We start from the raw sequence: 23,646 nt of genomic DNA, 5'->3' as shown, positions 1-23,646 counted from the left end.
TCCACGAGGCGAGGAGCGGATGATGCGGCACACCTCGATCCCGCACTGCTTCGTCGAGCAGGTGCACCGGACGCCGGACGCGGTCGCACTGTCCGAAGGGGACACCCGGCTGACCTACCGCGCACTGAACGAGCGCGCGAACCAGGTCGCCCACCGGCTGCTGGACGCGGGCGTGACCGCCGGGGAGCCGGTCGCGCTGGCGATGACGCGGTCGGTCGAGCTGGTGGTCGCGATACTGGGCGTGCTCAAGGCCGGCGCGAGTTACCTTCCGGTGCACGAGGCCTATCCGGTCGAACGCGCGCAGGACATCCTCGACCGCGCGAACGGCCCGCTGCTGCTGGCCGACGCGCCGGCCCGGATGCGTGGCCTGCCGCGGGCGGAGCGGGTCGTCTTCGCCGACGACCCGGCGGAGTTCGCCGGACAGTCCACAGTGGACCCCGTGCTCGCGGACGCGGACGGCGGCCAGGTCGCCTACGTCATGCACACGTCCGGGTCGACCGGTGAGCCGAAGGGTGTCGCCGTCACGCACCGCGGCGTGCTCGGCCTGGCCCTGGATTCGTGCTGGGACACCGGCCGCCACGAGCGGGTGCCGATGCTGGCGCCGCACGCCTTCGGCGTGTCCACCTACGAGATCTGGGTGCCGCTGCTGCGCGGCGGGACCATCGTGCTGCCGCGTGTCGCGCTCGACGTCGACGGGTTGCGGACGCTGGTCGCCGAGGAGTCGATCACCGCGATGCACCTGACGGCCGGGTTGTTCCGGGTCGTCGCGGACGAGGCGCCGGAGGTGTTCGCCGGGGTCCGCGAGGTGCTGACCGGTGGCGACGTCATCGCGCCCGCGGCCGTGCGACGCGCCCTCGAAGCCTGCCCCGAGCTCGTGGTCCGCGCGATGTACGGCGCCACCGAACTGTCCTCGTTCGCCGCGCACTTCCCGATGACCGCGCCGTTCGCGGAGCCCCGGACCATCCCGATCGGCTACCCGATGGACGACGTCCGCCCGCACGTGCTCGACGACGAGCTGCGGCCGGTCGGCCCGGGCAAGGTCGGCGAGCTCTACATCGGCGGCCCCCGGCTGGCGCTCGGCTACACCGGCCAGGACGACCTGACGGCCGAGAAGTTCCGCGAGGACCCGTTCGAGGGGCCGGGAAACCGCGTCTACCGCACCGGGGACCTGGTGCGGACGCGGACCGACGGCGTGCTCGAGTTCGTCAGCCGGGCGGACAGCCAGGTCAAGATCCGCGGCTACCGCGTCGAGCTCGGCGAGATCGAGTCGACGCTCGCCACGCACCCGTCGGTCGTGCACGCCACGGTCGTCACGCGCGAGACCGAGCTCGGCGGGCACCGCCTGATCGCCTACGTGGTGTTCCCCGCCGGGACGGACCCGGTGCCGGCGACCGTGGAGCTGCTGGCCGACGCGGCGCGCCGGCTGCCCGACTACATGCTGCCGTCGGTCGTCGTCCCGCTCGACCGGCTGCCGTTGACGCCGAACGGAAAGCTGGACCGCGCCGCGCTGCCCGAACCGGACTCCGGGACGTCGGCGAACTACCGGCCGCCGGTGACCGAGCGCGAGGCGGTGCTGTGCGCGGTGTTCGAGGAGGTCCTCGACGTCGGCCGGGTCGGCATGGACGACAGCTTCTTCGATCTCGAGGGCAACTCGCTGCTCGCCATGCGGCTGATCAGCCGGATCGTCACGCGGTTCGACGTCGAGCTCACCATCGCCGACTTGTTCAACGCGCCGACCGTGTCCGACCTTTGCAAGCTCCTCGACGACCGGGGAGTGACCAACGATGAGTGAGCGACGGGCCGACCCGGCCGAAACGGGAGGAAATGTGAGCGCGGAGTCTGTGAACGACGTTTGGTACGTGAACGGCGTCGAAATGAGGCGGGGGATCGCCGAGGATTTCCGGAGTGCGCGCGACGCCGCCCACATCTACAACTCGGCCGTGGCCGCTTGGGCGATCTGCGCGGCCTGGGAGGTCGGCGCGCTGGACGAGCTGAACGAGAACCGCAAGCTCGATTCCGCGGAGTTCGCCGAGGCGCACGGCCTCGACCCGCTCTCCACGCTCAGCATGTTCCGCGCGCTGGCCTCGGTCGAGATCGTGCGCCGGATCGAGACCGTCGTCATCGCGACCGAGAAGTTCGACGAGATCTACCGGACCAAGTCGTTCTTCCACTGGCTGAACCGCGGCAGCGCCGCGTTGTTCCGGCAGATGCCCACGGCGCTGGTCGAGAAGAACCGCGTCGGTGACTACTACGAGCGGGACGCCGCGGCGATCGCGTACGCCTGCCGGGACATCAGCGCCATCACCTACGACCAGACGTTCTACGCGGCGCTGAGCCGCATCGACTTCCCGTTCACCGTGGTCGCCGACCTCGGCTGCGGCAGCGGCGGCCGGCTGATGGACATGCTCCGCCGCCATCCCGGCACCACGGGGTTCGGCATCGACATCGCCGAGCCGTCGCTCCAGGTGGCCCGGGCCGAGGCGACGGAAGAGGGCTTCGGCGACCGCGCCCGGTTCTTCCAGGACGACGTGCTGAACCTGCAGGAGCGGCCGGAGTTCCGCGAGGTCGAGGTGCTGACCTGTTTCATGATGGCGCACGACTTCTGGCCGCGGGAGCAGTGCGTCGCGACCCTGCGCCGGCTGCGGGAGCTCTTCCCGAACGTCAAGCGGTTCCTGTTCGGTGACGCGACGCGGTCGGTCGACGTCCAGGACACCGATCTCGGCGTGTTCACCCTCGGCTTCGAACTCGGGCACGACCTGATGGGCACGTTCCTGCCCACCCTGCGCGACTGGTGCTCGGTCTTCGCCGAGTCGGGCTGGGACCTGTTGCGGGTCAACAGGATCGAGGTCGCGGCCGGCGAAGTGATCGCGGAACTCGCCTGACTGACGGGGAGCCCCAGTGACGACACTCGCGGCGGCAGTAGCCCACGAACTCGCGGCCGGCGGCGTCCGGCACGCGTTCGGCGTCGTCGGCGGCGGGAACATCCTGGCCGCCGCCGGCCTCATCGAACGTGGCGTGCACTACGTCGCCGCCCGGCACGAGGGCGGGGCCATGGCCATGGCCGACGCCTACCACCGGGTGAGCGGCGCGGTCGCGGTCTGCACGACCTCCCACGGCGCGGGCATCGCCAACACGGCGACGGCGCTGGCCGAGGCCGCGCGGCACGGGAGCGGCGTCGTGGTGCTGTGCGGTGACAGCCCGGTGGGCGGCCTGCGCCGCTGCGACGTCGACCAGACGGTGTTCGCGCGGGCGCTCGGTGCCGAGGTCGTGCGGGTGCGGGACGTGGATACCGCGCGGGCCGACGCGGCCGAGGCGCTGCGCCTGGCCCGCACGCTGAACCGGCCCGTGCTGCTGTGCCTGCCGAACGACCTGCTGAACGCCGAGGTGCCGGGCGGCCCGGTGTCCGTGACAGCCGTCTCGGACGCCGGGGCCGAGCGGGTGCCGGCCGCGCCGGCGGCGGGTGACGTCGGCGCGGTGCTGGATCTGCTGGCCACCGCTCGCCGCCCGCTGATCCTCGCCGGGCTGGGGGCGTGGCGGGCCGGCGCCGCGAAACCCCTGGCGGACCTGGCCGCGCGGACCGGCGCGCTGCTGACGACGACGGTGATGGCGAACGGCCTGTTCGCCGGGAACCGGTACGCGCTGGGGATCTGCGGCGGCTTCGCCGCGCCGCCGGCCGCCGAGCTGATCGGCCAGGCCGATCTGGTGCTGGTGTTCGGCGCCGACCTCGACCCCTTCACCCTGCACGGCGGACGGCTGCTCGATCCCGCGGCGACGGTGGTCCGGGTCGACACCGCGGCCCGCACCCGCACCGCACCGGTGTCGCTCGAGATCACCGCCGACGCGTCCGTCACGGCGTCGGCGCTGACCGACGCGGTGAACGCGGCGAACCTGCCCGCGTCGGGCTGGCGGGAGGCGACCGAGGACCTGCTGCCGTGCGGGACCTGGGCCGATCAGGCCCACCCGGACGCGAGCACGCCCGGCCGGATCGACCCGCGCACGCTGACCAAGGCCCTCGGCGAGCTGCTGCCCGCCGAACGGACGGTCGTCTACGACGGCGGGCACTTCATCAGCTGGCCGTCGATGTACTGGTCCGTGCCCGACCCGGCGGCGATGGTGTTCATGGGCGGCGCGTTCCAGGCCATCGGGCTCGGCTTCGGCGGCGCGGTCGGGGCCGCCGCCGGGCGGGCCGACCGGCTGACCGTGGTGGCGCTCGGTGACGGCGGCTCGCTGATGGGGCTGCCCGAGCTGGACACCCTGGTCCGCGCCGGGTCACCCGCGCTCGTGGTCGTCTACGACGACGCCTCCTACGGCTTCGAAGCGCACCTGTACACCCCGCGGGGCGCCGATCCGCGCACCGCGTCGTTCGCCGACACCGACTTTGCCGGCGTGGCCCGGGCGCTGGGCGCCGAAGCGGCCGTGGTGCGCACGGTGACCGACCTCGACGCCGTGCGCGACTGGCAGGCCCGCGGCTCCCGCGGCGTGCTGGTGCTCGACTGCAAGGTCGTGCCGGACGTCATCGCCCCATTCCTGTCCGACCTGATCGCCGGGCACTGACCACACGGAAGGAGTCCGCGATGGCACCGAAGACCGTTTCGCTCCCGCACGAGCCGGGTTTCGCAGAAGCCACCCAGGTCTTCAACCTCGCCGCCGTGCCGGAACCGGCGGCGGCGCTGACGGCGCACACGATCGACGACATCCGCGCGGCGCTGCGGTACGCCGAGGCGACCGGAGCGCCGGTGCGGATCCTCGCCACCGGGCACACGGCGGGCGCGCAGCGTCCGATGGCCGGCGCGGTGCTCGTCAAGACCGCCCTGCGCGGCGAGGTCGAGATCGACGCCGCCGCCCGGGTCGCCCGGGTGCCGGCCGGCACCCGCTGGGGAGCGGTCGTCGAGGCCGCCGCCCCGCACGGGCTGACCGCCCCGCACGGCTCCTCGCCGACCGTCGGCGTCGTCGGCTACTCGCTCGGCGGCGGGATGAGCGCCTACGGCAGGCGGTTCGGCCTGGCCGCCAACAGCGTCCGGGCGATCGAGCTGGTCACGGCGGACGGCGAGCTGCGCCGGGTGGACGCCGGCACCGACGCCGAGCTGTTCCGGGCGTTGCGGGGTGGTGGTGGCGGCTTCGGCGTCGTCACCGCGATCGAGATCGCCCTGTTCCCCGCGTCGTCGGTGCACACCGGCGCCGCGTTCTGGCCCGCGAAGCACGCCGCCGAGCTGCTCGCCGCGTGGCGCGCGTGGACGCTGACCGCCCCGGACGAGGTGACGACGTCGCTGCGGGTGCTGAACCTGCCCCCGCTCCCCGACGTGCCACCGGTCCTGGCCGGCGGGCCGGTCCTCTGCCTCGACGGCGCGGTGCTCAGCACGGACGACGACCACGAGGCCACGGCCCGGCGGCAGGCCGCCGAGCTGCTCGACCCGTTGCGCGCGATCGCCGAGCCGGTCATGGACACCTGGCACCGGGCCGAACCGGCCGCCGTGCTGGCGGCGCACATGGATCCGACGGATCCGGTCCCCGTCGTCGGCGAGCACATGCTGCTCGGCGAGCTCGACGACGGCGGTGAGGCCGCGTTCCTGCGGGTGCTCGGCGAGGGCTCGGGCTCACCGCTCGTGGCGGCCGGGCTGCGTCAGCTCGGCGGCGCGTACTCGCGGCCGGACCCGGCCGGCGGCGTGCTGAACCACCTGGACGCCCGGTTCTCCTACGCCGGGTCCGGGGTGCCGATGGGGCCGGTGACCGTCGAGGCGCTGCGGAAGCACGCCGCCGTGGTGCGCGCGGCGCTGAGCAAGTGGGACACCGGGCGGACGGTACCGTCGTTCGTCGAGCACGTGGAGCAGCCGCAAGGGCACCTCAGCCCGGAGCAGATCGCCGAGGTGGACGCGGTGCGCGAGCGGGTCGATCCCGCCGGCCGGTTCCGCGGCGACATAGCCCCGAATGCCACAGCACTCGGCTAAGTGGAGTACACCGCAATTTCGGAGAAGAATCAGTTGGCCACAGACGGTACAACAGGAAGGGCGCACAGAAGGGTGTGATCCCACGGGGCCGCTCGCGGGACCCGACGACGCGAAAGAGTGCATCATCATGGACACAAGCGCTGGACCGACCGGGTTGGCCGGTCGGAAAGAGTTCATCGGGCTGGCGGTGCTGGCCCTGCCCACCATTCTGGTGGCGCTCGATATGAGTGTGCTGTATCTGGCGCTGCCGCATTTGAGTGGTGATCTCGGGGCCAGCAGTGTGCAGCAACTGTGGATCACGGACATCTACGGCTTCCTGGTCGCCGGCCTGCTCATCACGATGGGGAACATCGGCGACCGGATCGGCCGCAAAAAGCTGCTGATGATCGGCGCGGCCGCGTTCGCCGTCGTTTCGATATTGGCGGCGTACTCCACGAGCCCGGAGATGCTGATCGTCATGCGGGCCCTGCTCGGGGTCGCCGGATCCACGATCATGCCTTCCACCATGGCGCTCATCGCCGCCATGTTCCCGAACCCCAAGCAGATGTCCATGGCCATGGGCGTCTGGATGGGCTGCTTCATGGGTGGCACCGCGCTCGGGCCGATCATCGGCGGCGGGCTGCTCGAGTTCTTCTGGTGGGGTTCGGTGTTCCTGATCGGCGTGCCGGTCATGGTCATCCTCCTCGTGGTCGGACCGAAGGTGCTGCCGGAGTTCAAGAACCCGGCCGCGGGCAAGATCGACCCGGCCAGCGTCGTGTTGTCGCTGCTGGCGATCCTGCCGGTCATCTACGGCCTCAAGCAGATCTCGCACGACGGGCTCTCGGCGGTGTCGATCGTCGCCGTCGTCGTCGGCGTGGCGTGCACGATCACGTTCCTGCGCCGGCAGAAGCGGATCGACAGCCCGCTGCTCGACCTGACGCTGTTCAAGAACCGGACGTTCAGTTCGGCACTGAGCATGACGGTCGCCTCCGGGTTCATCGCCGGCAACCAGCTCTTCGTCTACATGTACCTGCAGTCGGTCTCCGGGCTGTCGCCCGTGGCGACCGCGCTGTGGCTGGTGCCGCCCGCGCTCTGCACGCTGGTCATGATCCAGCTGGCGCCGCTGATGGCCCGCCGGATCCCGCCGGGCCGGCTGATGGCGGTGGGCCTGGTGGTCTCGGCCATCGGGTACCTGCTGCTGACCCAGCTGGACAGCACCGGCAACAACATCCCGTTGCTGCTCACCGGTCTGATCATCGCGAACATCGGCATGGGCCCGCTGGCCGGGCTCGGCGCCGCGCTGGCGATGCAGTCGGCTCCGTGGGAGAAGTTCGGTGCGGCGGCCGGGATGACGTCGACCTCGGGCGAGTTCGGTGTGGCGATGGGCGTCGCGGTGCTCGGCACGGTGGGTACCACGCTGTACCGGAACACCGTCGTGGTCGATCCGGCCATCCCCGCCGCACAGGCGCACGCGGCCGGGGAGAGCATCGCCGGTGCCCAGTCCGTCGCGGGCAGCCTGCCCCCGGCGGAGTCCGGGAACCTGCTGAACAGTGCCTACGAGGCCATCACGAGCAGCGTGCACGGCACCGCGATCGGCAGTGCGATCATCATCGCGGCGGCCGCGGTCATCGCCGCGGTCGGGCTGCGGCACCTGCCGGCCACCGGGCAGCAGCAGGCGCCCGCACCGGAAGCGGCCGCCGAGCCGGACGCCGAGGCCGCGGACACCGCGGACACGGCCGCCGAGCCGGCGGCGCGAAGCTAGAAAGCGCGTGCGGGCGGGGAATCCGGTGGCGACGTCGTCGCCGGGTTCGACCCGCCGGCACCTGTGCACCACCCTGAGGCCGTCGCTCGCGAAGGGCGGCAGCCGCCGGCTCAAGGACCGCGACCTCGGTCGCGGTCCTTGAGCCAGTGCAACCGAAGAACCGAAGATCACCACAGGCGAGAAAGGACATGCGATGGCTGACGCGTCATCAGCGACCACCAAGGAATTCGGGTTCACCCGGATCATCGACGCCCCGCGCGAGCGGGTCTTCGAGGCGTGGACCGACCCGGACCAGCTCGCCGCGTGGTGGGGCCCGACCGGGTTCAGCACCGCGCGGTCCACCGTGTCGATCGACGCCCGGCCCGGTGGCGAGTGGGCCGCCACGATGAAGTCCGACGGCGAGGACGGCACCGAGGTTCCGTTCCACGGCGTGTACAAGGACCTGGAGTCCCCGTCGGTGCTGTCGTTCACGCTGATCGACGACAACCACGTCGACGCGGACAACGCCGAGCTGATCGTGGTCGCGTTCAACGACCAGGGTGAGAAGACCGAAATCGTCTTCAAGCAGATCGGGCACCTGCCGGACGAGCAGATCGAGCCGAGCCGTCAGGGCTGGCTGAGCTTCATGGAGTCCCTGGCCGACTACCTCGCGCAGGCCTGAGCCGACCGGTGCTTTGGTCGGTGTGCGCTCATCGCACCCGATCAAAGTGCCGGGCTCGTCCGGCAATCGTGGAGATGTCCGGTCCGATCCGGCCGTGTGACCATGTGGGTGTCGCTTTCCGGGTTACGCGGTGAGGAGCTCGAATGGGCAAGGTCGTGATCGACGTATGGGTGCCGGACAATACGTTTCCGGGCTGGATGGAGCGCTGGTACCAGATCGGCGCCGAATTCGAGAAGCTGCACCCCGAATACGCCATCAAGGTAACGGCCACGAGTTTCTGGAACGCGCCGCTCGAAGTCGCGCAGGCCGCCGCGCAGGGTAACCCGCCGGCCGTGTCCGAGCTGTATTCCTACCTGGGCCAGTCGGCCCGCGACATGACCCGCCAGGACGGCCGTCCGCTGTTCACCTCGCTGGAGAAGGCGATCGACGGCCGTACCGAGATCGGCGGCGAACCCGTCGTGGCGGGCGACGTCATCGCACCGTTCCGCGACTACTTCAGCCACCAGGGCGACCTGTTCTCGATGCCGTCGGTCGGCACGACGAGCCTGCTGTTCGCGAACACCCGCCTGCTCGAGGCCGCCGGTATCACCCGGCTGCCGGAGACGTGGGACGAGGTCACCGCCGCGTGCGAAACGCTTGCGGGCGCGAAGAACCCCCCGAAGCACCCGATCACCTGGGCGAACCACGCCATGCTGTTCCAGCAGGCGGTGGCCACGCAGGGCGGGCAGCTGGTGAACAACGACAACGGGCGCTCCGGCCGGGCCACGAAGATCGAGCTGGCGTCGAAGGAGATGCTGACCTGGGTCGAGTGGTGGCGCGAGCTGCACCGCGACGGTCACTACCTGCACACCGGCGCGATTCCCGGCTGGATGGAGAGCTTCGCCCCGTTCGCCGAGCAGCAGGCCGCCATCCGGCTCTCGTCGTCGAACGACATCAACTACACGCTGCGCGCGGCGGAAGGCGCCGGCTTCGACCTCGCCGTCGGCATCTTCCCGTTCAACGACCACGTTCCCTACGCCGGCAACCACGTCGCCGGCACGTCGCTGTGGCTCACGAACGGTCTCGACAAGGCCACCGAGGACGGCGCGCTCGCGTTCACGCAGTTCCTGCACAACCCGCGCAACGCCGCGGACCGGCACAAGGACAACAGCTTCGTCCCGATGACCTACGGCGCGTTCGACCTGCTCGAGAGCGAAGGCTGGTTCGCCGAGCACCCGTACCACCGGGTGGCGAGCGATCACCTGCACGCCGCCCCGGCGAAGGCGACCCCGGTCGCGAGCGGGGTGCCGAAGGTGCGGGGCGCCGTGTTCGGCAACTTCGCGGGCACCCAGGACGTGATGAACCGGGCCGTGCAGGACGTGCTGGAGACCGAGATCGACCCGGCCGAGCGGCTCGCCGCGGCGACGCGCGAAGCGCAGGGCCTGCTGGACGACTACAACGCCTGGGCGACGGGTCCGGCGCCGCGCGACCCGGACGCGGCCCCGCACAGCAGCCTGAAGGTGGAGCACTACGCCGGCGTGGTGGCCGGGAAGGACTACGGCGGCCGCGACCTGGAACGCATCGTCAACAAGGACTGACGCGGTACGGAACCGACCGGGGCGCGACATCCCACACGAGAACGGGCCTGACCGGCTGGTCAGGCCCGTTTTCCCATGTCTAGCCGGCGACCCAGTCCATGTGCTCGATCCAGTGGTCGAGCGACGCGCGGTCGCCGTAGAGGTCCAGGTTCCGCGCGGCGTCCAGGGGACGGCGCCGGGTCAGCACGAGCAGCAGCTCGGCGGCCGGCCCGCGGACGGTGGCGTCGGCTTCGGCGTGCGCGCGCTCCAGGACGACCAGGTCCGGCGTCCGGCGCACGAGCCATTCGTGCGCGCTGTCGGTGGCGTGGAAGTGCAGGACCCGGCCGGTGTCGCGGATCGCGTCGACGAACTCCGGCCGCGCCTGCGCGTAGCCCGGCGACGTCATCGTCTCCAGCCAGTCGTCGATGGTCGCGGCGGCGTGGTCCGGCGACACGTCGTAGTGCTCGCCGAGCGCGCCGGCGGCGTCGGCGCGGTGCACGGTGATCTCACCGAACAGCCGCCGCGCCCAGAACGGCACACCCGAGTCCCCACCGGAGGGATCCCACACCGGCGTGCTGTCGTCGACCGAGCCGAACGCGTCGGCCGCCGCGGCCGCGGTGCCGGTCAGCCACGCGCGCCAGCCGGCCGGATCGGCGGGCCCGGTGTCCATCGCGGCCAGCGCGGCGCTGGGATCGGTCAGCCGCTGCCCCACCAGCGTCGCCACCATCCGCTGCGTACCGCCGACGTGCCCGACGAGCTCGGCGAGACTCCACTTCGGGCAGGTGGGCACCCGGGTCGCCGGGTCCTGGCCCTGCACCCACTCGGCGAACGTCTTCGTCTGCGCGACGACGGATTCCAGGTGCGCGGAGGTGTCCACGGTCTTCGCCTCGATGTTCGCTAGACGCCAGTAGCACTCCGTATCGGACCAGCACGGTGCGTGGCTGTCAACCCGGAACGGCGGCGAACGCACGAATACCGCCCGAGCGTGTACCAGCACGCTGGGGCGGTATCCGAAGTGCGGTTGGCGCTCAGGCCTCGTAGGGGCTGACGGTGACCGGGATGCCGTTGAACACCGCGTTGCCCGAGGGGACGTCCACGACGAGGTCGCTGGTCAGCGCGTTCGCGTTGACGCCGGCGTTCTCCTCGGCGACCCGCTGGCGGCCGCCCTTGTGGCCCCAGCCGTGGGGGAGGCTGACGACGCCGGGCATGACCACGTCGGTCGGCTCGACGTCGACGATCAGCTCGGACACCGCCGACCGCACGACGGCCCGCTCGCCCAGCCCGTACTTGGCCATGTCGGCCGGGTTGACGTGGAGGATGCACTTGTTGCTGCCGCCGACCAGGGACTTCACGTTGTGCAGCCAGCTGTTGTTGGACCGCAGCTGGCGCCGCCCGATCAGCAGCATCTCCGGCACCGGTTCCGCGGCCTTGGCCCGCAGCCGGGCCAGGTCGGAGACGATCGCCTCCGGCGTGAGCTCGACCCGGCCGGACGGGGTGGTCAGCAGCTCCTTGAGCCGCGGCTCGAGCGGGCCCAGGTCGATGCCGTGCGGCTGTTCCTTGAGCTTCGCGAGGGACAGCCCGTACGAGCCGAACTTCAGCAGGGTGTCGAGGATCTGCTCGACGCCGTCGTCGCCCTCGATCGTGGCCCGCAGGTCCGCGACGTCCATGCCCTCGACCGGGGAGCCGGGCATCTGCGTCGCGCCCGTCAGCAGCTGGCCGATGAACCCCTCGTCGATGGCGGACGTCGGCGCCGCCAGGGGCGCGCCCGCGGCGATCAGCGTCAGCCGCGCCAGGATCTCCGCCTCGGACCGCTGGTCCTCGTCCAGCGGCAGGGCCGCGGGTGAGTAGCGGGTGTAGTTGCGCACCATGACCATCTGCATCAGGAAGTCGTAGTGCGGCGCCTGCAGCATCCGCGGCGGCGGCAGGATCACGGTGGCGTGCTTGGTGGTGTCGTTGAGGTACGGGTCGACGGCGACCATGAAGTCCAGCTGGTCGAACGCCTTCCCGATCCGCGGCCCGTTGGGCGCGGCGACGACCTGGTTGGCCCCGATGTTGATGAGCGCCCGGACCTGGCCCTCGCCGGGGGTCTCGATCTCGTCGGCCAGCGTGGCCGTCGGCAGCTCGCCGAGCACCTCGGGGTACCCCTTGACGCGGCTGTGCCAGCGGGCCCACTCGAACGGCTGCCCGGTGCGGAACACCTCGAGCGCGGCGGTCTTGGCGAACATCGTGCCGCCGGGGTTGTCCAGGTTGCCGGTCAGGATGTTGATCACGTCGACCAGCCACTGGGTCAGGGTGCCGAACTCCACCACCGACCCGCCCATGCGCGAGTACACCGCGGCCGTCGGCGCCGCCGCCAGGCCGCGGGCGATGCGGGTGATGCCGTCGGCCGGCACGCCGCAGGCGTCCGCGACGGCGTGCGGCGGGAACTCCTTGACCAGCTCGCGGAGTTCGTCGAGGCCGTTGACGTCGAGCGTGACCGTCGCGAGGTTCTCCTCGAGCAGCGTGTGGACGACGCCCAGCAGCAGGAAGGGATCCGTGCCCGGCCGGACGAAGAAGTGCTCGTCGGCCATCGCCGCGGTGCGGGTGCGCCGCGGGTCGACCACGACCAGCTTGCCGCCCCGCTTGCGCAGCGCCCGCAGGCGCTTGGGCATGTCGGGCGCGCAGAACAGCGAACCGTGCGACTCCATCGGGTTCGCGCCGATGACCAGGAGGTAGTCGGTCCGGTCGACGTCGGGGACCGCGATCGCGAAGGGGTCGCCGTACAGGTGCCCGCACACGACGTGTTTGGGCATGTGGTCGATGGTGCCGGACGAGTAGACGTTCTTGGACGCCAGCGACTGGATCAGCGGCATGCGGTACAGGAACCCGGCCATCGTGTGGTAGGTCGGGTTGCCGAAGAAGACCGCGACCGCGTCCCGGCCGTACTTCTCGATGACGCCGTTGATGCCGCGCTCGACCGCCGCGAACGCCTCGTCCCACGAGGCCTCGCGCCACTCGTCGCCCTCCCGGATCATGGGGTGGCGCAGGCGATCGGGGTCCTCGTCGAGGCGGCCGATGCTCGCGCCCTTGGGGCAGAGGTAGCCGCCGGTGAACGGGTCGAGGTCGTCACCGCGCACCGACGTGACGCGGCCGGTGACGTCGAGGTCGATCTTGAGACCGCAGACGGAGTCGCAGATGGGGCAGGTGCGGTGCGCGGTCGTCATCCTCGGGCCACCTTGGGATCGCGGTCGGCTTGCTTGGTTCCCTCCCAGGATGACCGCGCCGCGGCGGGTTGTCTTATCCGCACATGCCCTCTGGCCGCCGAGTGCGCGGCCGGACGGCTCGGCAACACTAGAGAAGCCACGGATTGCCGGAACGGCGACCATTCTCCTATGGAGCAGATGGTTCTCGTGCCGGGTGGTGAGTTCCTGCAGGGGTCGCCGCCGTGGCTGGTGGACTGGATGTTGGAGGCGGACCAGCCGCTGCCGCGGGACTGGTTCGGTGACGAGACGCCGCAGATCAAGCGGGCCGTCGCGCCGTTCTGGATGGCGCGGCACCCGGTCACCGTGGCCGAGTTCGCCGAGTTCGTGCGGCAGACCGGTTTCGTGACCGATGCCGAACGGCGTGGGTTCGGCCTGATCTACGACGACTTCGGCTGGACCGAGCACGAGGGGGTGTGGTGGCGCGAGCCGGGCGGACCCGGGATCGTGCCGGACGACTACGACGACCACCCCGTCGTCAACGTGTCCTGGGACGACGCCAACGCGTACGCGGACTGGGCGGGCCTGCGGTTGCCGACCGAGGCGGAGTGGGAGTTCGCGGCGCGCGGCGTCGAGGTCCGGATCTGGCCGTGGGGCGACGATTGGCAGGGCGACAACGCCAACACCGCCGAGTACCACGCCGGCAAACTGACCACTTTGGACTCGTGGCGGGAGTGGTGGCTGACGCTCTACGCCAAGCGGGGCCCGGTGCCGTTGAGCACGCCCGTCGGCGCGTTCTCCGGCCGTGGCGGCGACAGCGCCCACGGGTGCGCCGACATGGCGGGCAACGTCTACGAGTGGACCTCCACGCTTTCCCACCTGTACGACGAGTCGACCCGGTGCGATCCCACGATGCACGCCACGGTGGGGCGCTACCGGGTGATCCGCGGTGGATCCTGGATGAATTTCCGCTACCAGGTCCGCTGCACGGAACGGATGCACGGCGATCCGTTGGGCTGGTCCAGCTTCGCGCATGGGTTCCGCTGCGCGAAGGACGCATAAACACACGGAGGAGTCACCATGATCACGATCATTGTGCCGGCGGTGTGGTCCCCGGAACGGCGGACCGGCTACAAGGTGGACGGATCCGGTTTGCTGTACGACGTCATGCGACGTTTCGTCGACGAGAACCCGGTGTTCCGCCGCCGCCTGATCGGCACCGACGGCTCGCCGGTGAAGTACGTGAACATGTTCGTCGACGACGAGCTCATCATGCGCAACCACCGCGACAGCACCGAGGTCGCGGCCGGCAGCACGGTCACCATCATCTCCCCGATGGCCGGCGGCTGAGCCGGCCGTCCACCACGAAACGGCCCGGTCACCTCGATCCGAGGTGACCGGGCCGTTTTGTGCGTGCCGGGGAGAGCCGGTCCGGCACGCCAAAACCCCCGGTCGGCGAACCGACCGGGGGTTTGCGTGCTACGGCCTTTCAGGTCACCGGAGGTCGGCCGGCACCTGCGCCTGGTGCCGCTCGACGAGCCGGACCAGCTCGGGGATCAGCTCGGCCGGGCTCGGCCGGTCGGCCCACGCCTTGTGCAGCGCCTTGGCGCCTTCCCGGTACGCCGGGTCGGTCAGCAGCGCATCGACCTTCGCGCGGATCTCCTCGACCGACTCGGTCTGGTGGTTGACCCGCAGCCCGGCGTTGTGGTCGGTCATGTACTTCGCGCAGACCCACGAGTCGCCGTGCCGGTCGGCGTTGCTGACGCTGATGTTGTCGCCGTCGCCGCTCCAGATCATCCGGTGCTTCTCGTCGGTGTCCAGGATGATCTGCGGGATGCCGGCCGAGTGCGCCGCCCAGAAGGTGCCGGTGGCGCCGTGCGAGATGATCGCGTCGCAGGTCGGCAGCAGCTGGATCAGCGGGACGTAGTCGACGACCTGCACGTTGTCCGGGATCGTCTCGACCTGCTTGAGCTGCTGCTCGGTGACCGTGGCGATCACCTCGACGTCCAGCTCGCCCACGGCCGCGAGCAGCTTCGGCAGCCGGGGGTCGCCGTCGACCTGCCACAGCCGGTTGGACAGCCCGAGGGTCAGCGCGATCCGCCGCTTCGCCGGCCGCCCGTAGAGCCACTCCGGCTTCTGCGCCCCGCCGTTGTACGGGATCGCCCGCACCGGCGCCGCGGTGATGTTCTCGGACATCCGCAGCTCACGGGGCAGCGGGTCGATCGTCAGCTGGCCGAGCAGCAGGTCGTCGTCGATCTCGACGCCGTAGCGCTTCGCCACCGGCTCGAGGTCCTCGACGATCGGGTTGCCGCCGATCGCGGCGACCGCGTCGTTGCCCTTCTGCGCGTACAGCTCCAGCGACCAGGCGCCGTAGTCCGGGCTGATCAGGATCCGCGCGTGCGCGGCGCCGGACGCGCGGGCGATGATCGCGCCGAACTGGAACCAGTTCTCCCACAGCACCAGGTCGGGCTTCCACGCCTTGGCGAAGTCGACGAGCCCGTCGAGCGTCGCCTGCGGCTCGGTCGGGATGGACATCCGGTTGTTGAACGCGAAGAACTGGTAGAAGGCGTCCCAGCGGTCGCGGGTGGCGTCGTCGAGCCCGAACGCGTCGGCGAACCGGTCCATCTTCTCGAGGTCGGGCACGCCGACCTTCCGCAGGTTCGCCGGGGTCAGCGGCGTCGGCACGCCGTTGCTGACGGCGGTCAGACCGGCCGCGACCAGCGCGGGCTCGGCTCCCGGCGGCGCCGCGACGACGACCTCGTGGCCGGCGTTCTGCAACGCCTGGGCGTAGGGAACGAGCGTGTAGAAGTGGCTCGGATGGGGCACCGTCGCGATCATCACGCGCATGGCTTCGTCCTTCGGTCGATCTCGGTGGGCGGTCGGACGGCGGGGCGCCGTCCGGCCCCGCGGTGTCGAGCCAGGACGGGCGTGCTTCAGCGCGGCGCGAGCGAGCCCGGGCGAGAAACACGCGTCCGCTGGACAATCAGCAGCCTGCCAGGGGCCGTCCGCCGCAACATCTCTTCGAGTGCGCACCTGGTGGTCGCGGGTTCGCGGCCCGGTTCGGGCGTCCACAATGGACTACCGGAACCGGCCGGGCGTCCGCAATGCGGGAGATGACCCCGCGCGGCCGCGAATGTGACGCTGACCTTCGCGTGGACGGCGGGTTTGGCGAGTTTCCCTTCCACTGGATGTACCGGATCAGGACTGACGAGATCACCAAATTCTTAGGTATCAAGGAGGAATCCGTGATGAGCCACAACGCTGGATCGCGCGCGGTGGTGCTCGGTGGAAGCATCGCCGGGTTGTTCGCGGCACGAGTGCTCGCGGATGCCTACGACGAGGTGCTCATCGTGGACCGTGACGTACTGGTCGGGACGAAGGGCGTGCGCCGGTTCTGCCCGCAGAGCCAGCAGGCCAACGGCCTGCAGGCCAGGGGCGTGCACGCCATGGAAGAGCTGTTCCCCGGCATCACGCAGGAACTGGTCGACAACGGCGCGCCCAAGGGCGACCTGGCCGGCACCTGCCGCTGGTACACCCAGGGCTACCGGCTCAAGCAGCACCACGCCGGTCTGCCGGCCCTCGGTGTGCTCCGGCCGGTGCTGGAGTGGCACATCCGCGAGCGCGTCCAGGCCATCCCCAACGTCTCCTTCGTCGAGCAGCACGACATCCTCGGGCTCGAGACGACGGCGGACAAGAGCCGGATCACCGGCGCCCGCGTGCAGGCGCACGGGAAGAAGACCGAAGAGGTCCTCGAAGCCGACCTGGTGGTCGACGCGACCGGCCGCGGCTCGCGGACCCCGGTCTGGCTGGAGCAGCTCGGTTACGCGAAGGCCGAAGAGGAGCGCAAGAAGATCGACCTGGTCTACGTGACGCAGCACTACAAGCTGCGTCCCGGCTGCGACCCGTTCGGCAAGGACACGGCCATCAACCAGATCGCGCACCCGGGCCTGCCGCGGGGCAACGTCTTCTTCAAGGTCGACGGCGGCCTGCTCGAGCTGACGACCTACGGCCTGCTCGGCGACCACCCGACGACCGACCAGAACGAGCTCTACGAGTGGATCCGGTCGCTGGGGGCCAAGGACGTCTACGACGTCCTGCGCTACGCCGACCCGGTCGACGCGCCGATCGCGTTCCGGTTCCCGACGACGCTGCGCCGGCACTACCAGAAGCTGGAGCGCTTCCCGGAGGGCCTGCTCGTCACCGGCGACGCGGTCACCTGCTTCAACCCGGTCTACGCGCAGGGCATGACCGTCGCCGCGCTGTGCGCGCTCACCATGCGCCAGCACCTGCACAGCGGCGCCGGCCCGATCCCGCTCGACTACTTCCAGGACCTGGCGAAGGACGCGATCGACCAGGCGTGGGAGATGACCAACACGATCGACCTGACCTTCCCCGGGGTGAAGGGCGAGCGGACCCGGCAGGTCCGCATGGCGCAGAAGTTCCTGAAGAAGACGCAGATCGCCGCGACCCGGGACGGCAAGGTGGCCGCCGCGTACTTCAAGGTCGCCGCGTTGATGGCGACGCCGGATTCGCTGATGCGCCCCGGCATCCTGCTGCGCGTGCTGTGGAAGTCGATGTTCGGCCCGTCGAAGGAGAGCCTGCGGCCGCACGTCTGGCAGGCCCCCGCGGACGTGGAGCCGGTGTTCACGGCCGCCGCCGACGTGCGCAAGGCGGCCTGACCGGCCGAGGGTGAAGCGCCGCCGGACGTCCCGTCCGGCGGCGTCCCCGTCACGATCGGCCCGATTCCGGGCACTAGCGACGTTTCTCGAGAGAAGGCTGGGTTATGACTGCGGTCAGGAGTGTGTCCGAAGAGGACTACCCGTCGGCGCCGGAGCCGGGGTTGACGCCGGGGGAGGCGATCGCCCGGGCCGAGCGGATCGCGGCGACCCTCGTCGACCGCCAGGCGGAGACCGAGGAGCGCGGGTACTACGCGCTCGACACCCACGACGAGTTCCTCCGCGCGGGCCTGTACCGGTTGCTGGTGCCGCGGCGGTACGGCGGTTACGAGTTCGACCTCGAGACCCACGCCCAGGTGGTGTCCGCGCTCGCCCGGGGCTGCCCGTCGACGGCGTGGATGTACACCTTCGGCGCGTCGCACGCGCTCCTGGCGGCGACGCTGTTCTCCGAGACCGCGCAGGACGAGCTGTTCGCGAACGGCGACTTCATCTGCCCGGCCACGGTCGGGATCTCCGGGTTCGCGCAGCCGGCCGACGACGGCGGCTGGATCATCGAGGGCGTCCACCCCTACAGCTCGGGTTCGCCGTACGCCACGCACTTCATCGGCCACACCCTGGTGGCCGGCCCGGAGGGCGCCCCGCCGATCCCGATGCTGTTCGTGGTGCCCCGCGCGCAGTGGCGGCGGCTGGACGACTGGGGCGCGCAGCTGGGCCTGAAGGGCAGCGGCTCGCACAGCGTCGCGATCGAGAAGGCGCACATCCCGGCGCACTTCGGCCTGGTCGGCACGCACATGGGGATGACGTCGGTCGTCGACGGCACGCCCGGGCAGGAACTGCACGGCAACGCCATGTACGGCGGCGGGGTGCTGAGCTCGGTGCAGTTCCCGCTCGCCGCGATCGCGATCGGCATGGCCACCGGCGCGCTGGACGCCTACGGCGGGCTCATGCGGGAGCGCACGACGCTCTTCCCGCCGATCACCTCCCGCACGGAGGACCCGGACTACCAGTTCCGCTACGGCGAGGCCGCGGGCAAGATCGCGGCCGCCGAAGCGGCGCTCTCGGGCGCGGTGCGGCAGTGGACGGCCACCGCCGAGCGCGGGCCGGGCGCGTTCACCCGCGAGGTGGACCTGCGGCTGTCCCTGATCAGCCGCGAAGCGGTCCGGCTGTGCTGGAGCGCGGTGTCCGAGCAGCTGTTCCCGACCGCGGGCTCGAGCTCGGTCCGCGCGGGTGCCCGGCTCGAACGGGTCTGGCGGGACATGTCCACCCTGCACAGCCACGCCGGAGTCAGCATCTTCCTGGCCAGCGCGGCGAACCGCGAGCTCGCCCGCCTGGTCTTCGACGTGACGAACTGACCCCATGCCGGCACACGAGGGTGATGATCAGATGACCGAGCAGACGACCCGGCCGCTCACCGGCGACGAGTACATCGAGAGCCTGCGCGACGACCGCGAGGTCTACCTGTACGGCGAGCGGGTCAAGGATGTGACCGAACACCCCGCGTTCCGCAACCCGGTGCGGATGGTCGCCCGGCTCTACGACGCGCTGCACGATCCCGAGCACCGCGACGTGCTCACCACCGCGACCGACGCCGGCGGTCCCGGGGGTTACACCCACCGGTTCTTCACGACGCCGCACAGCGCCGAAGACCTCGTCGCCGACCAGCAGGCGATCGCGTCGTGGGCGCGGATGAGCTACGGCTGGATGGGGCGCAGCCCCGACTACAAGGCGTCGTTCCTCGGCACGCTCGGCGCGAACGCCGACTTCTACAACCCGTTCGCCGACAACGCGCGCCGCTGGTACCGGGAGTCACAGGAGAAGGTCCTCTACTGGAACCACGCGATCGTGCACCCGCCGGTGGACCGGCACCGGCCGCCGGAAGAGGTCGCCGACGTCTTCGTCCACGTGGAGCGCGAGACCGACTCCGGGCTGATCGTCAGCGGGGCGAAGGTCGTGGCGACCGGGTCCGCGCTCACGCACTACAACTTCATCGCCCACTACGGGTTGCCCATCAAGGACAAGAAGTTCGCGCTCGTGGCGACCGTGCCGATGGACGCGCCGGGCATGAAGCTGATCTGCCGCCAGTCCTACAGCGCGGCGTCCGCGGTGACCGGGAGTCCCTTCGACTACCCGCTTTCCTCGCGGCTGGACGAGAACGACACCGTCCTCGTGCTGGACAAGGTCCTCGTCCCGTGGGAGAACGTGTTCATCTACGGCGACGTCGCCAAGGTGAGCATGTTCACCGGGCAGTCCGGGTTCATCGAGCGGTTCACCTTCCAGGGCTGCACCCGGCTCGCGGTGAAGTTCGAGTTCCTGGCCGGCCTGCTCGCCAAGGCGCTGGAGATCACCGGGGTCAGCGACTTCCGGGGCGTGCAGACACGTCTCGGCGAGGTGCTCGCCTGGCGCAACCTGTTCTGGGGCCTGTCCGACGCGGCGGCCCGCAACCCGGTGCCGTGGCGCAACGGCGCGGTGCTGCCCAACCCGCGGTACGGCATGGCCTACCGGTGGTTCTCCCAGCTCGGTTACGCGCGGCTGCGCGAGATTGTGCTGCAGGACGTCGCGAGCGGCATGATCTACCTCAACTCCAGCGCGCAGGACTTCCGGAACGAGGACATCCGGCCGTACCTGGACAAGTACCTGCGTGGCTCGCACGGCATCGACGCGGTCGAGCGGGTGAAGGTCATGAAGCTGCTGTGGGACGCGGTCGGCACCGAGTTCGGCGGCCGGCACGAGCTCTACGAGCGCAACTACGCCGGCAGCCACGAGAACACCCGGCTGGAGCTGCTGTACGGGCAGATGGCCGACGGCCAGCTGGACGGCTACAAGGCCCTCGTCGACCAGTGCCTGTCCGAGTACGACCTGGACGGGTGGCAGGTGCCCGACCTCGCCTCGTTCGACGAGCTGGGCAAGGCGGGCCGCGACCTCTTCGGCTGAGCCAATGCTGGACAGACCCGGGGCGGGCCGTTCGCGGCCCGCCCCGGGTCATGTGCGTGCCCAGGGCCGGATCTGGTGGACCACGTCGGACAGCTCGCGGTGAACGCAGGACAGTTCGGTAAGGACGTTCGAGGATCCCGGCCACACCATCACGCACGCTGCGGAGCGGGCCGCGACGAGTTTGGGTATGGGGCGCCGATGGGTGGGCCGGAGAACGCCGGGTCAGCCGCCGGGCGGGGTGACCGTCAGGAACGCCGCCAGGGCTAGGACGACCACGCTGAGCAGAACCTCCGTCGACACCGCCAGACGGAGGCGGCGCAGGTCCGTGGTGAGCGTCGCGGTGCCGCCCGGTGCGGGGGTCGCCATCCGGCGGACCGCGCGGCGGGACCGGCTCGCCACGGCCAGCAGCGCCGCGAAGCCCGCGATCTTCAGCAGGACCAGCAGCCCGAACCGGGTGGTCCACAACGACGTCAGCGACGGCATGATCCGTAGCGCCAGCACCGCGCCGCTGAGCGCGATCGCCGTCACCGCGCCCGCCGCCAGCCTGGAGAACCGGGCCGCCACGCCGGCGACGTCCTCGCCGTCGGCCGGGCGGTACAGGCACAGCGCCAGCTGGATCAGGCCGCCGGCCCAGATCGCGATCGCGCCGAAGTGCACCAGGTCCGCGCTCACCGAGAAGTACATGATCGGGTCGGTCACCGGGTGCCCGGTCGCCGAAAACGTCAGCAGGACGAGGAAACCGGCCACCATCGCCAGGTTCTCGAACCGCGGCCGCAGGCGGTCCGACGGCCCGAGCAGCCGGGCCGTGCACACCGCCAGGGCGCCCACCGCGACCAGGCGCAGCAGCAACAGCTTCCCGTACGCGACGCGGAGCGTGTCGGCCAGCAGGGCCGGGTCGGCCACCGCCGCCAGGTCGCGCCCGGCCACGTACGGGCCCTGCAGCACGAACGCCGCGGACGCCATCACGCCGACCAGTCCCGCGCCCCAGCGCAGCAGCCGCCGCGCCCGGCCGTCGGTGCGGGCGCCCGGGCGGCAGAGCAGCACGAACGCCAGCCCGCCGAGCAGGACGACACCGAGGTAGGCCAGCCAGCGGACCGCCGTCGACACCGCGTCGACCGCCGGGTCCGTGCCGGTGGCGGCCGAGACCGCGCCCGCCGACGTCACCAGCGGTCCGGTGCCGACGACGAACGCGAACGTGCCGCGCACGGGGTGCGAGTCGGCCGAGACGAACGCGTACTCCACGAGGTAGCTGCCGTCGGGCAGGCCCGGCTCGAGCCGCACCGCCACCTGCTCGGCGACGTCGCCGGGCTGGAACACCGGGCCGGTCTCCGCCTGTTTCCCGGACAGGTCCACGACCTTGATCGAGCCGGGCTGGATGCCGATGTTCTCCGACAGCGTCACCGACACCAGGGACGGCGCCGCCGTCAGACGGGCACCGTCCCCGGGGGTGGACGAGATGATCTCGACGTGAGCCGAAGCGGGAACGGCGCCGACCACCAGCAGGCCGAGGACCAGGGCCAGCAGGGCCAGCGCGCGTTTCACGACGCGGCGAGCGCGGAGTGCCGGGGCAGCCCGCAGGTGCAGCCGGTCAGCTCGTGCTCCGCGGCCGAGGCCCGCCGGTGCAGCACGATCGCGACGATCATCGGGATGGTGACGATCGTGTTGTAGAACAGGTGCAGCTCCACCCGCGGGATCAGCAGCTGGATGATGCTGGTGGGCACCTTCTGCCCGGCCAGCCGCCAGCCCGACTGCGCCTGGATGAACAGCAGCAGGTGCTCGATGTGGTGCCAGAACTGGATGCCGAGGGCCAGGTTCCACCACTGCCGCGAGCGGCCGGCGAAGCCGTGGCGCAGGACCCACAGGAACACCAGCATCACCAGCGCGTAGCCGTAGTGCAGCCACTCCTGCGAGATCAGCCACGGGAACGGCATACCCAGCACGCCGCGGGCCCGCGAGGTCGGCCAGCCGAAGCCGTAGATCTGCACGGCCTGCACGATGTGCTCGGCCCAGTGCCCGATGACGATCACCATGAACACGGCGAGCGCGCGGTGGTGGTACCGGCTGTTGAGCGCGGCGAGGAACCCGGCGGGGCGGGTGATTTCGGACGTCGGCATGCAGACCCCAGTATCCCGAAAAGGACGTTTCGCACGGATCTTAGCTTTCGCCGGAGGGCAATCCGTTCCTCCGGATTGCCCATCTCGTGGCGAAAAGTGCGGCGGTGTGGCGGATTGCGCCGACGGGCGTCAGTGCACGGCCAGCCCGGTCGGGCGCTCCGGAGCCGGCGGGATGTGGAACAGCCGGGTGAACAGCTCCAGGTGCGCCGGGTCGCCCTCGACGTGGACCTGACCGCCGGACAGCGCGTCCTGCGCGGTCAGGCTGCCGTTGAGCAGGTCGAGGATCGCCGGGCCCTGCGGCTCGATCACCAGGTCGGGGCTGGGCAGCGAGCCGGCGGAGACCTTGAGGGTGCCGTCGTCGACCAGCGCGTGCACGATCATCTCGCCGCCGAGGTGGCGCAGCTCGTAGTTGACGTGCACGCCCGCGGCCTCCTCCTCGCGGAAGGTCGTGTAGAGCGACAGGATCGCGGTGTCGATGCTGAACGCGTCGTCCGGCTTCGGGTAGCCGAGCGAGCGGGCACCCCACAGGCCTAGGTCGAGCACGATGTGGTCGAGCTCGCAGCCGTACTCGGTGAGCTCGTAGACGACCCCGGCGTCCAGCTGCGACAGGACGCGGCGGCGGATCACACCCGCCTCCTCGAGCTCGTTGAGCCGGGAGGTGAGGATGCTGACCGGGATGCGCGGGAGGGTCTGCCGAAGGTCGTTGAAGCGCTTCGGACCGAGCACGAGGTCCCGCACGACGAGCAGCGACCATCGTTCGCCGATGATCTCGAGCGCCCGGGCCAGGCCGCAGAACTGTCCGTAGGTGCGAGCAGAGGTGGGCATACTCGGTTCCTCACTTTT

18 protein-coding genes are annotated in these 23,646 nt (G+C 70.9%); 12 read left to right on the top strand and 6 right to left on the bottom strand.

Annotation, left to right across the window (positions count from 1 at the left end; translation table 11 throughout):
• Positions 1-22: 22 nt before the first annotated feature.
• The 7 genes from OG439_RS26295 (at position 23) to OG439_RS26265 (ending at position 9,924) form a co-directional block, all read left to right on the top strand.
• Positions 23-1,792: a non-ribosomal peptide synthetase gene (locus OG439_RS26295; protein WP_326943499.1), complete on the top strand. Its 1,770-nt coding sequence runs from the start codon at positions 23-25 to the stop codon at positions 1,790-1,792.
• Positions 1,793-1,859: 67 nt separating this feature from the next.
• On the top strand, positions 1,860-2,882 hold the full coding sequence (locus OG439_RS26290; protein ID WP_326943498.1) for a class I SAM-dependent methyltransferase: 1,023 nt from the start codon (positions 1,860-1,862) through the stop codon (positions 2,880-2,882).
• 16 nt (positions 2,883-2,898) lie between these two features.
• Positions 2,899-4,554 (top strand): thiamine pyrophosphate-binding protein, encoded by a 1,656-nt coding sequence (locus OG439_RS26285; RefSeq protein ID WP_326943497.1) that lies wholly within the window; start codon positions 2,899-2,901, stop codon positions 4,552-4,554.
• Between the two features lie 20 nt (positions 4,555-4,574).
• Positions 4,575-5,945 (top strand): FAD-binding protein, encoded by a 1,371-nt coding sequence (locus OG439_RS26280; RefSeq protein WP_326943496.1) that lies wholly within the window; start codon positions 4,575-4,577, stop codon positions 5,943-5,945.
• A gap of 154 nt (positions 5,946-6,099) precedes the next feature.
• Positions 6,100-7,686 carry an MFS transporter gene (locus tag OG439_RS26275; RefSeq protein ID WP_326943495.1) on the top strand — a complete coding sequence of 529 codons (1,587 nt, stop codon included), beginning with the start codon at positions 6,100-6,102 and terminating at the stop codon, positions 7,684-7,686.
• 193 nt (positions 7,687-7,879) lie between these two features.
• Positions 7,880-8,347 (top strand): SRPBCC family protein, encoded by a 468-nt coding sequence (locus tag OG439_RS26270; protein WP_247055569.1) that lies wholly within the window; start codon positions 7,880-7,882, stop codon positions 8,345-8,347.
• A 143-nt stretch (positions 8,348-8,490) separates the two neighbouring features.
• Positions 8,491-9,924 (top strand): extracellular solute-binding protein, encoded by a 1,434-nt coding sequence (locus tag OG439_RS26265; RefSeq protein WP_326943494.1) that lies wholly within the window; start codon positions 8,491-8,493, stop codon positions 9,922-9,924.
• Positions 9,925-10,003: 79 nt separating this feature from the next.
• On the opposite strand, the gene OG439_RS26260 is transcribed toward OG439_RS26265, so the two are convergent.
• Together OG439_RS26260 and OG439_RS26255 are read right to left on the bottom strand one after the other, a co-directional pair.
• The gene (locus OG439_RS26260) at positions 10,004-10,780 is read right to left on the bottom strand and encodes a maleylpyruvate isomerase family mycothiol-dependent enzyme (RefSeq protein ID WP_326943493.1); all 777 of its coding nucleotides are present in this window, start codon (positions 10,778-10,780) and stop codon (positions 10,004-10,006) included.
• Positions 10,781-10,931: 151 nt separating this feature from the next.
• Complete coding sequence (locus OG439_RS26255) at positions 10,932-13,106, bottom strand: molybdopterin-dependent oxidoreductase (RefSeq protein WP_326943492.1); 2,175 nt, start codon at positions 13,104-13,106, stop codon at positions 10,932-10,934.
• A 168-nt stretch (positions 13,107-13,274) separates the two neighbouring features.
• Between OG439_RS26255 and OG439_RS26250 the strand changes: the two genes are divergently transcribed.
• Positions 13,275-14,144, top strand: a complete 870-nt coding sequence (locus OG439_RS26250; RefSeq protein WP_247055561.1) for a formylglycine-generating enzyme family protein — start codon at positions 13,275-13,277, stop codon at positions 14,142-14,144.
• An 18-nt stretch (positions 14,145-14,162) separates the two neighbouring features.
• Complete coding sequence (locus OG439_RS26245) at positions 14,163-14,432, top strand: MoaD/ThiS family protein (protein WP_247055559.1); 270 nt, start codon at positions 14,163-14,165, stop codon at positions 14,430-14,432.
• A 144-nt stretch (positions 14,433-14,576) separates the two neighbouring features.
• Here OG439_RS26245 and OG439_RS26240 read toward each other — a convergent pair whose 3' ends face one another.
• Entirely contained in the window at positions 14,577-15,929 is a 1,353-nt protein-coding gene (locus tag OG439_RS26240; protein ID WP_326943491.1) for a nucleotide disphospho-sugar-binding domain-containing protein, read from the bottom strand.
• Positions 15,930-16,330: 401 nt separating this feature from the next.
• Between OG439_RS26240 and OG439_RS26235 the strand changes: the two genes are divergently transcribed.
• The 3 genes from OG439_RS26235 to OG439_RS26225 all read left to right on the top strand — a co-directional run bounded on the left by OG439_RS26235 (position 16,331) and on the right by OG439_RS26225 (position 20,689).
• Positions 16,331-17,761, top strand: coding sequence for an FAD-dependent oxidoreductase (locus OG439_RS26235; RefSeq protein WP_326943490.1), 1,431 nt, complete (start codon positions 16,331-16,333; stop codon positions 17,759-17,761).
• 104 nt (positions 17,762-17,865) lie between these two features.
• Positions 17,866-19,110 (top strand): acyl-CoA dehydrogenase family protein, encoded by a 1,245-nt coding sequence (locus OG439_RS26230; protein ID WP_326943489.1) that lies wholly within the window; start codon positions 17,866-17,868, stop codon positions 19,108-19,110.
• 31 nt (positions 19,111-19,141) lie between these two features.
• Complete coding sequence (locus tag OG439_RS26225; protein WP_326943488.1) at positions 19,142-20,689, top strand: 4-hydroxyphenylacetate 3-hydroxylase family protein; 1,548 nt, start codon at positions 19,142-19,144, stop codon at positions 20,687-20,689.
• Between the two features lie 222 nt (positions 20,690-20,911).
• On the opposite strand, the gene OG439_RS26220 is transcribed toward OG439_RS26225, so the two are convergent.
• From OG439_RS26220 to OG439_RS26210, 3 genes are all read right to left on the bottom strand, one after another.
• Positions 20,912-22,231, bottom strand: a complete 1,320-nt coding sequence (locus tag OG439_RS26220) for a copper resistance CopC/CopD family protein (protein WP_326943487.1) — start codon at positions 22,229-22,231, stop codon at positions 20,912-20,914.
• Positions 22,228-22,803, bottom strand: a complete 576-nt coding sequence (locus tag OG439_RS26215) for a hypothetical protein (RefSeq protein WP_326943486.1) — start codon at positions 22,801-22,803, stop codon at positions 22,228-22,230. The genes OG439_RS26220 and OG439_RS26215 overlap by 4 nt, the downstream gene beginning before the upstream one ends.
• 129 nt (positions 22,804-22,932) lie before the next feature.
• The gene (locus OG439_RS26210; RefSeq protein WP_326943485.1) at positions 22,933-23,628 is read right to left on the bottom strand and encodes a helix-turn-helix domain-containing protein; all 696 of its coding nucleotides are present in this window, start codon (positions 23,626-23,628) and stop codon (positions 22,933-22,935) included.
• Positions 23,629-23,646: the final 18 nt, after the last annotated feature.

This window comes from Amycolatopsis sp. NBC_01307 (genome assembly GCF_035975215.1).
Taxonomy (GTDB): domain Bacteria; phylum Actinomycetota; class Actinomycetes; order Mycobacteriales; family Pseudonocardiaceae; genus Amycolatopsis.
The sequence above is the reverse complement of the archived record's forward strand: the minus strand, read 5'-3'. Positions and strand labels throughout refer to the sequence as shown.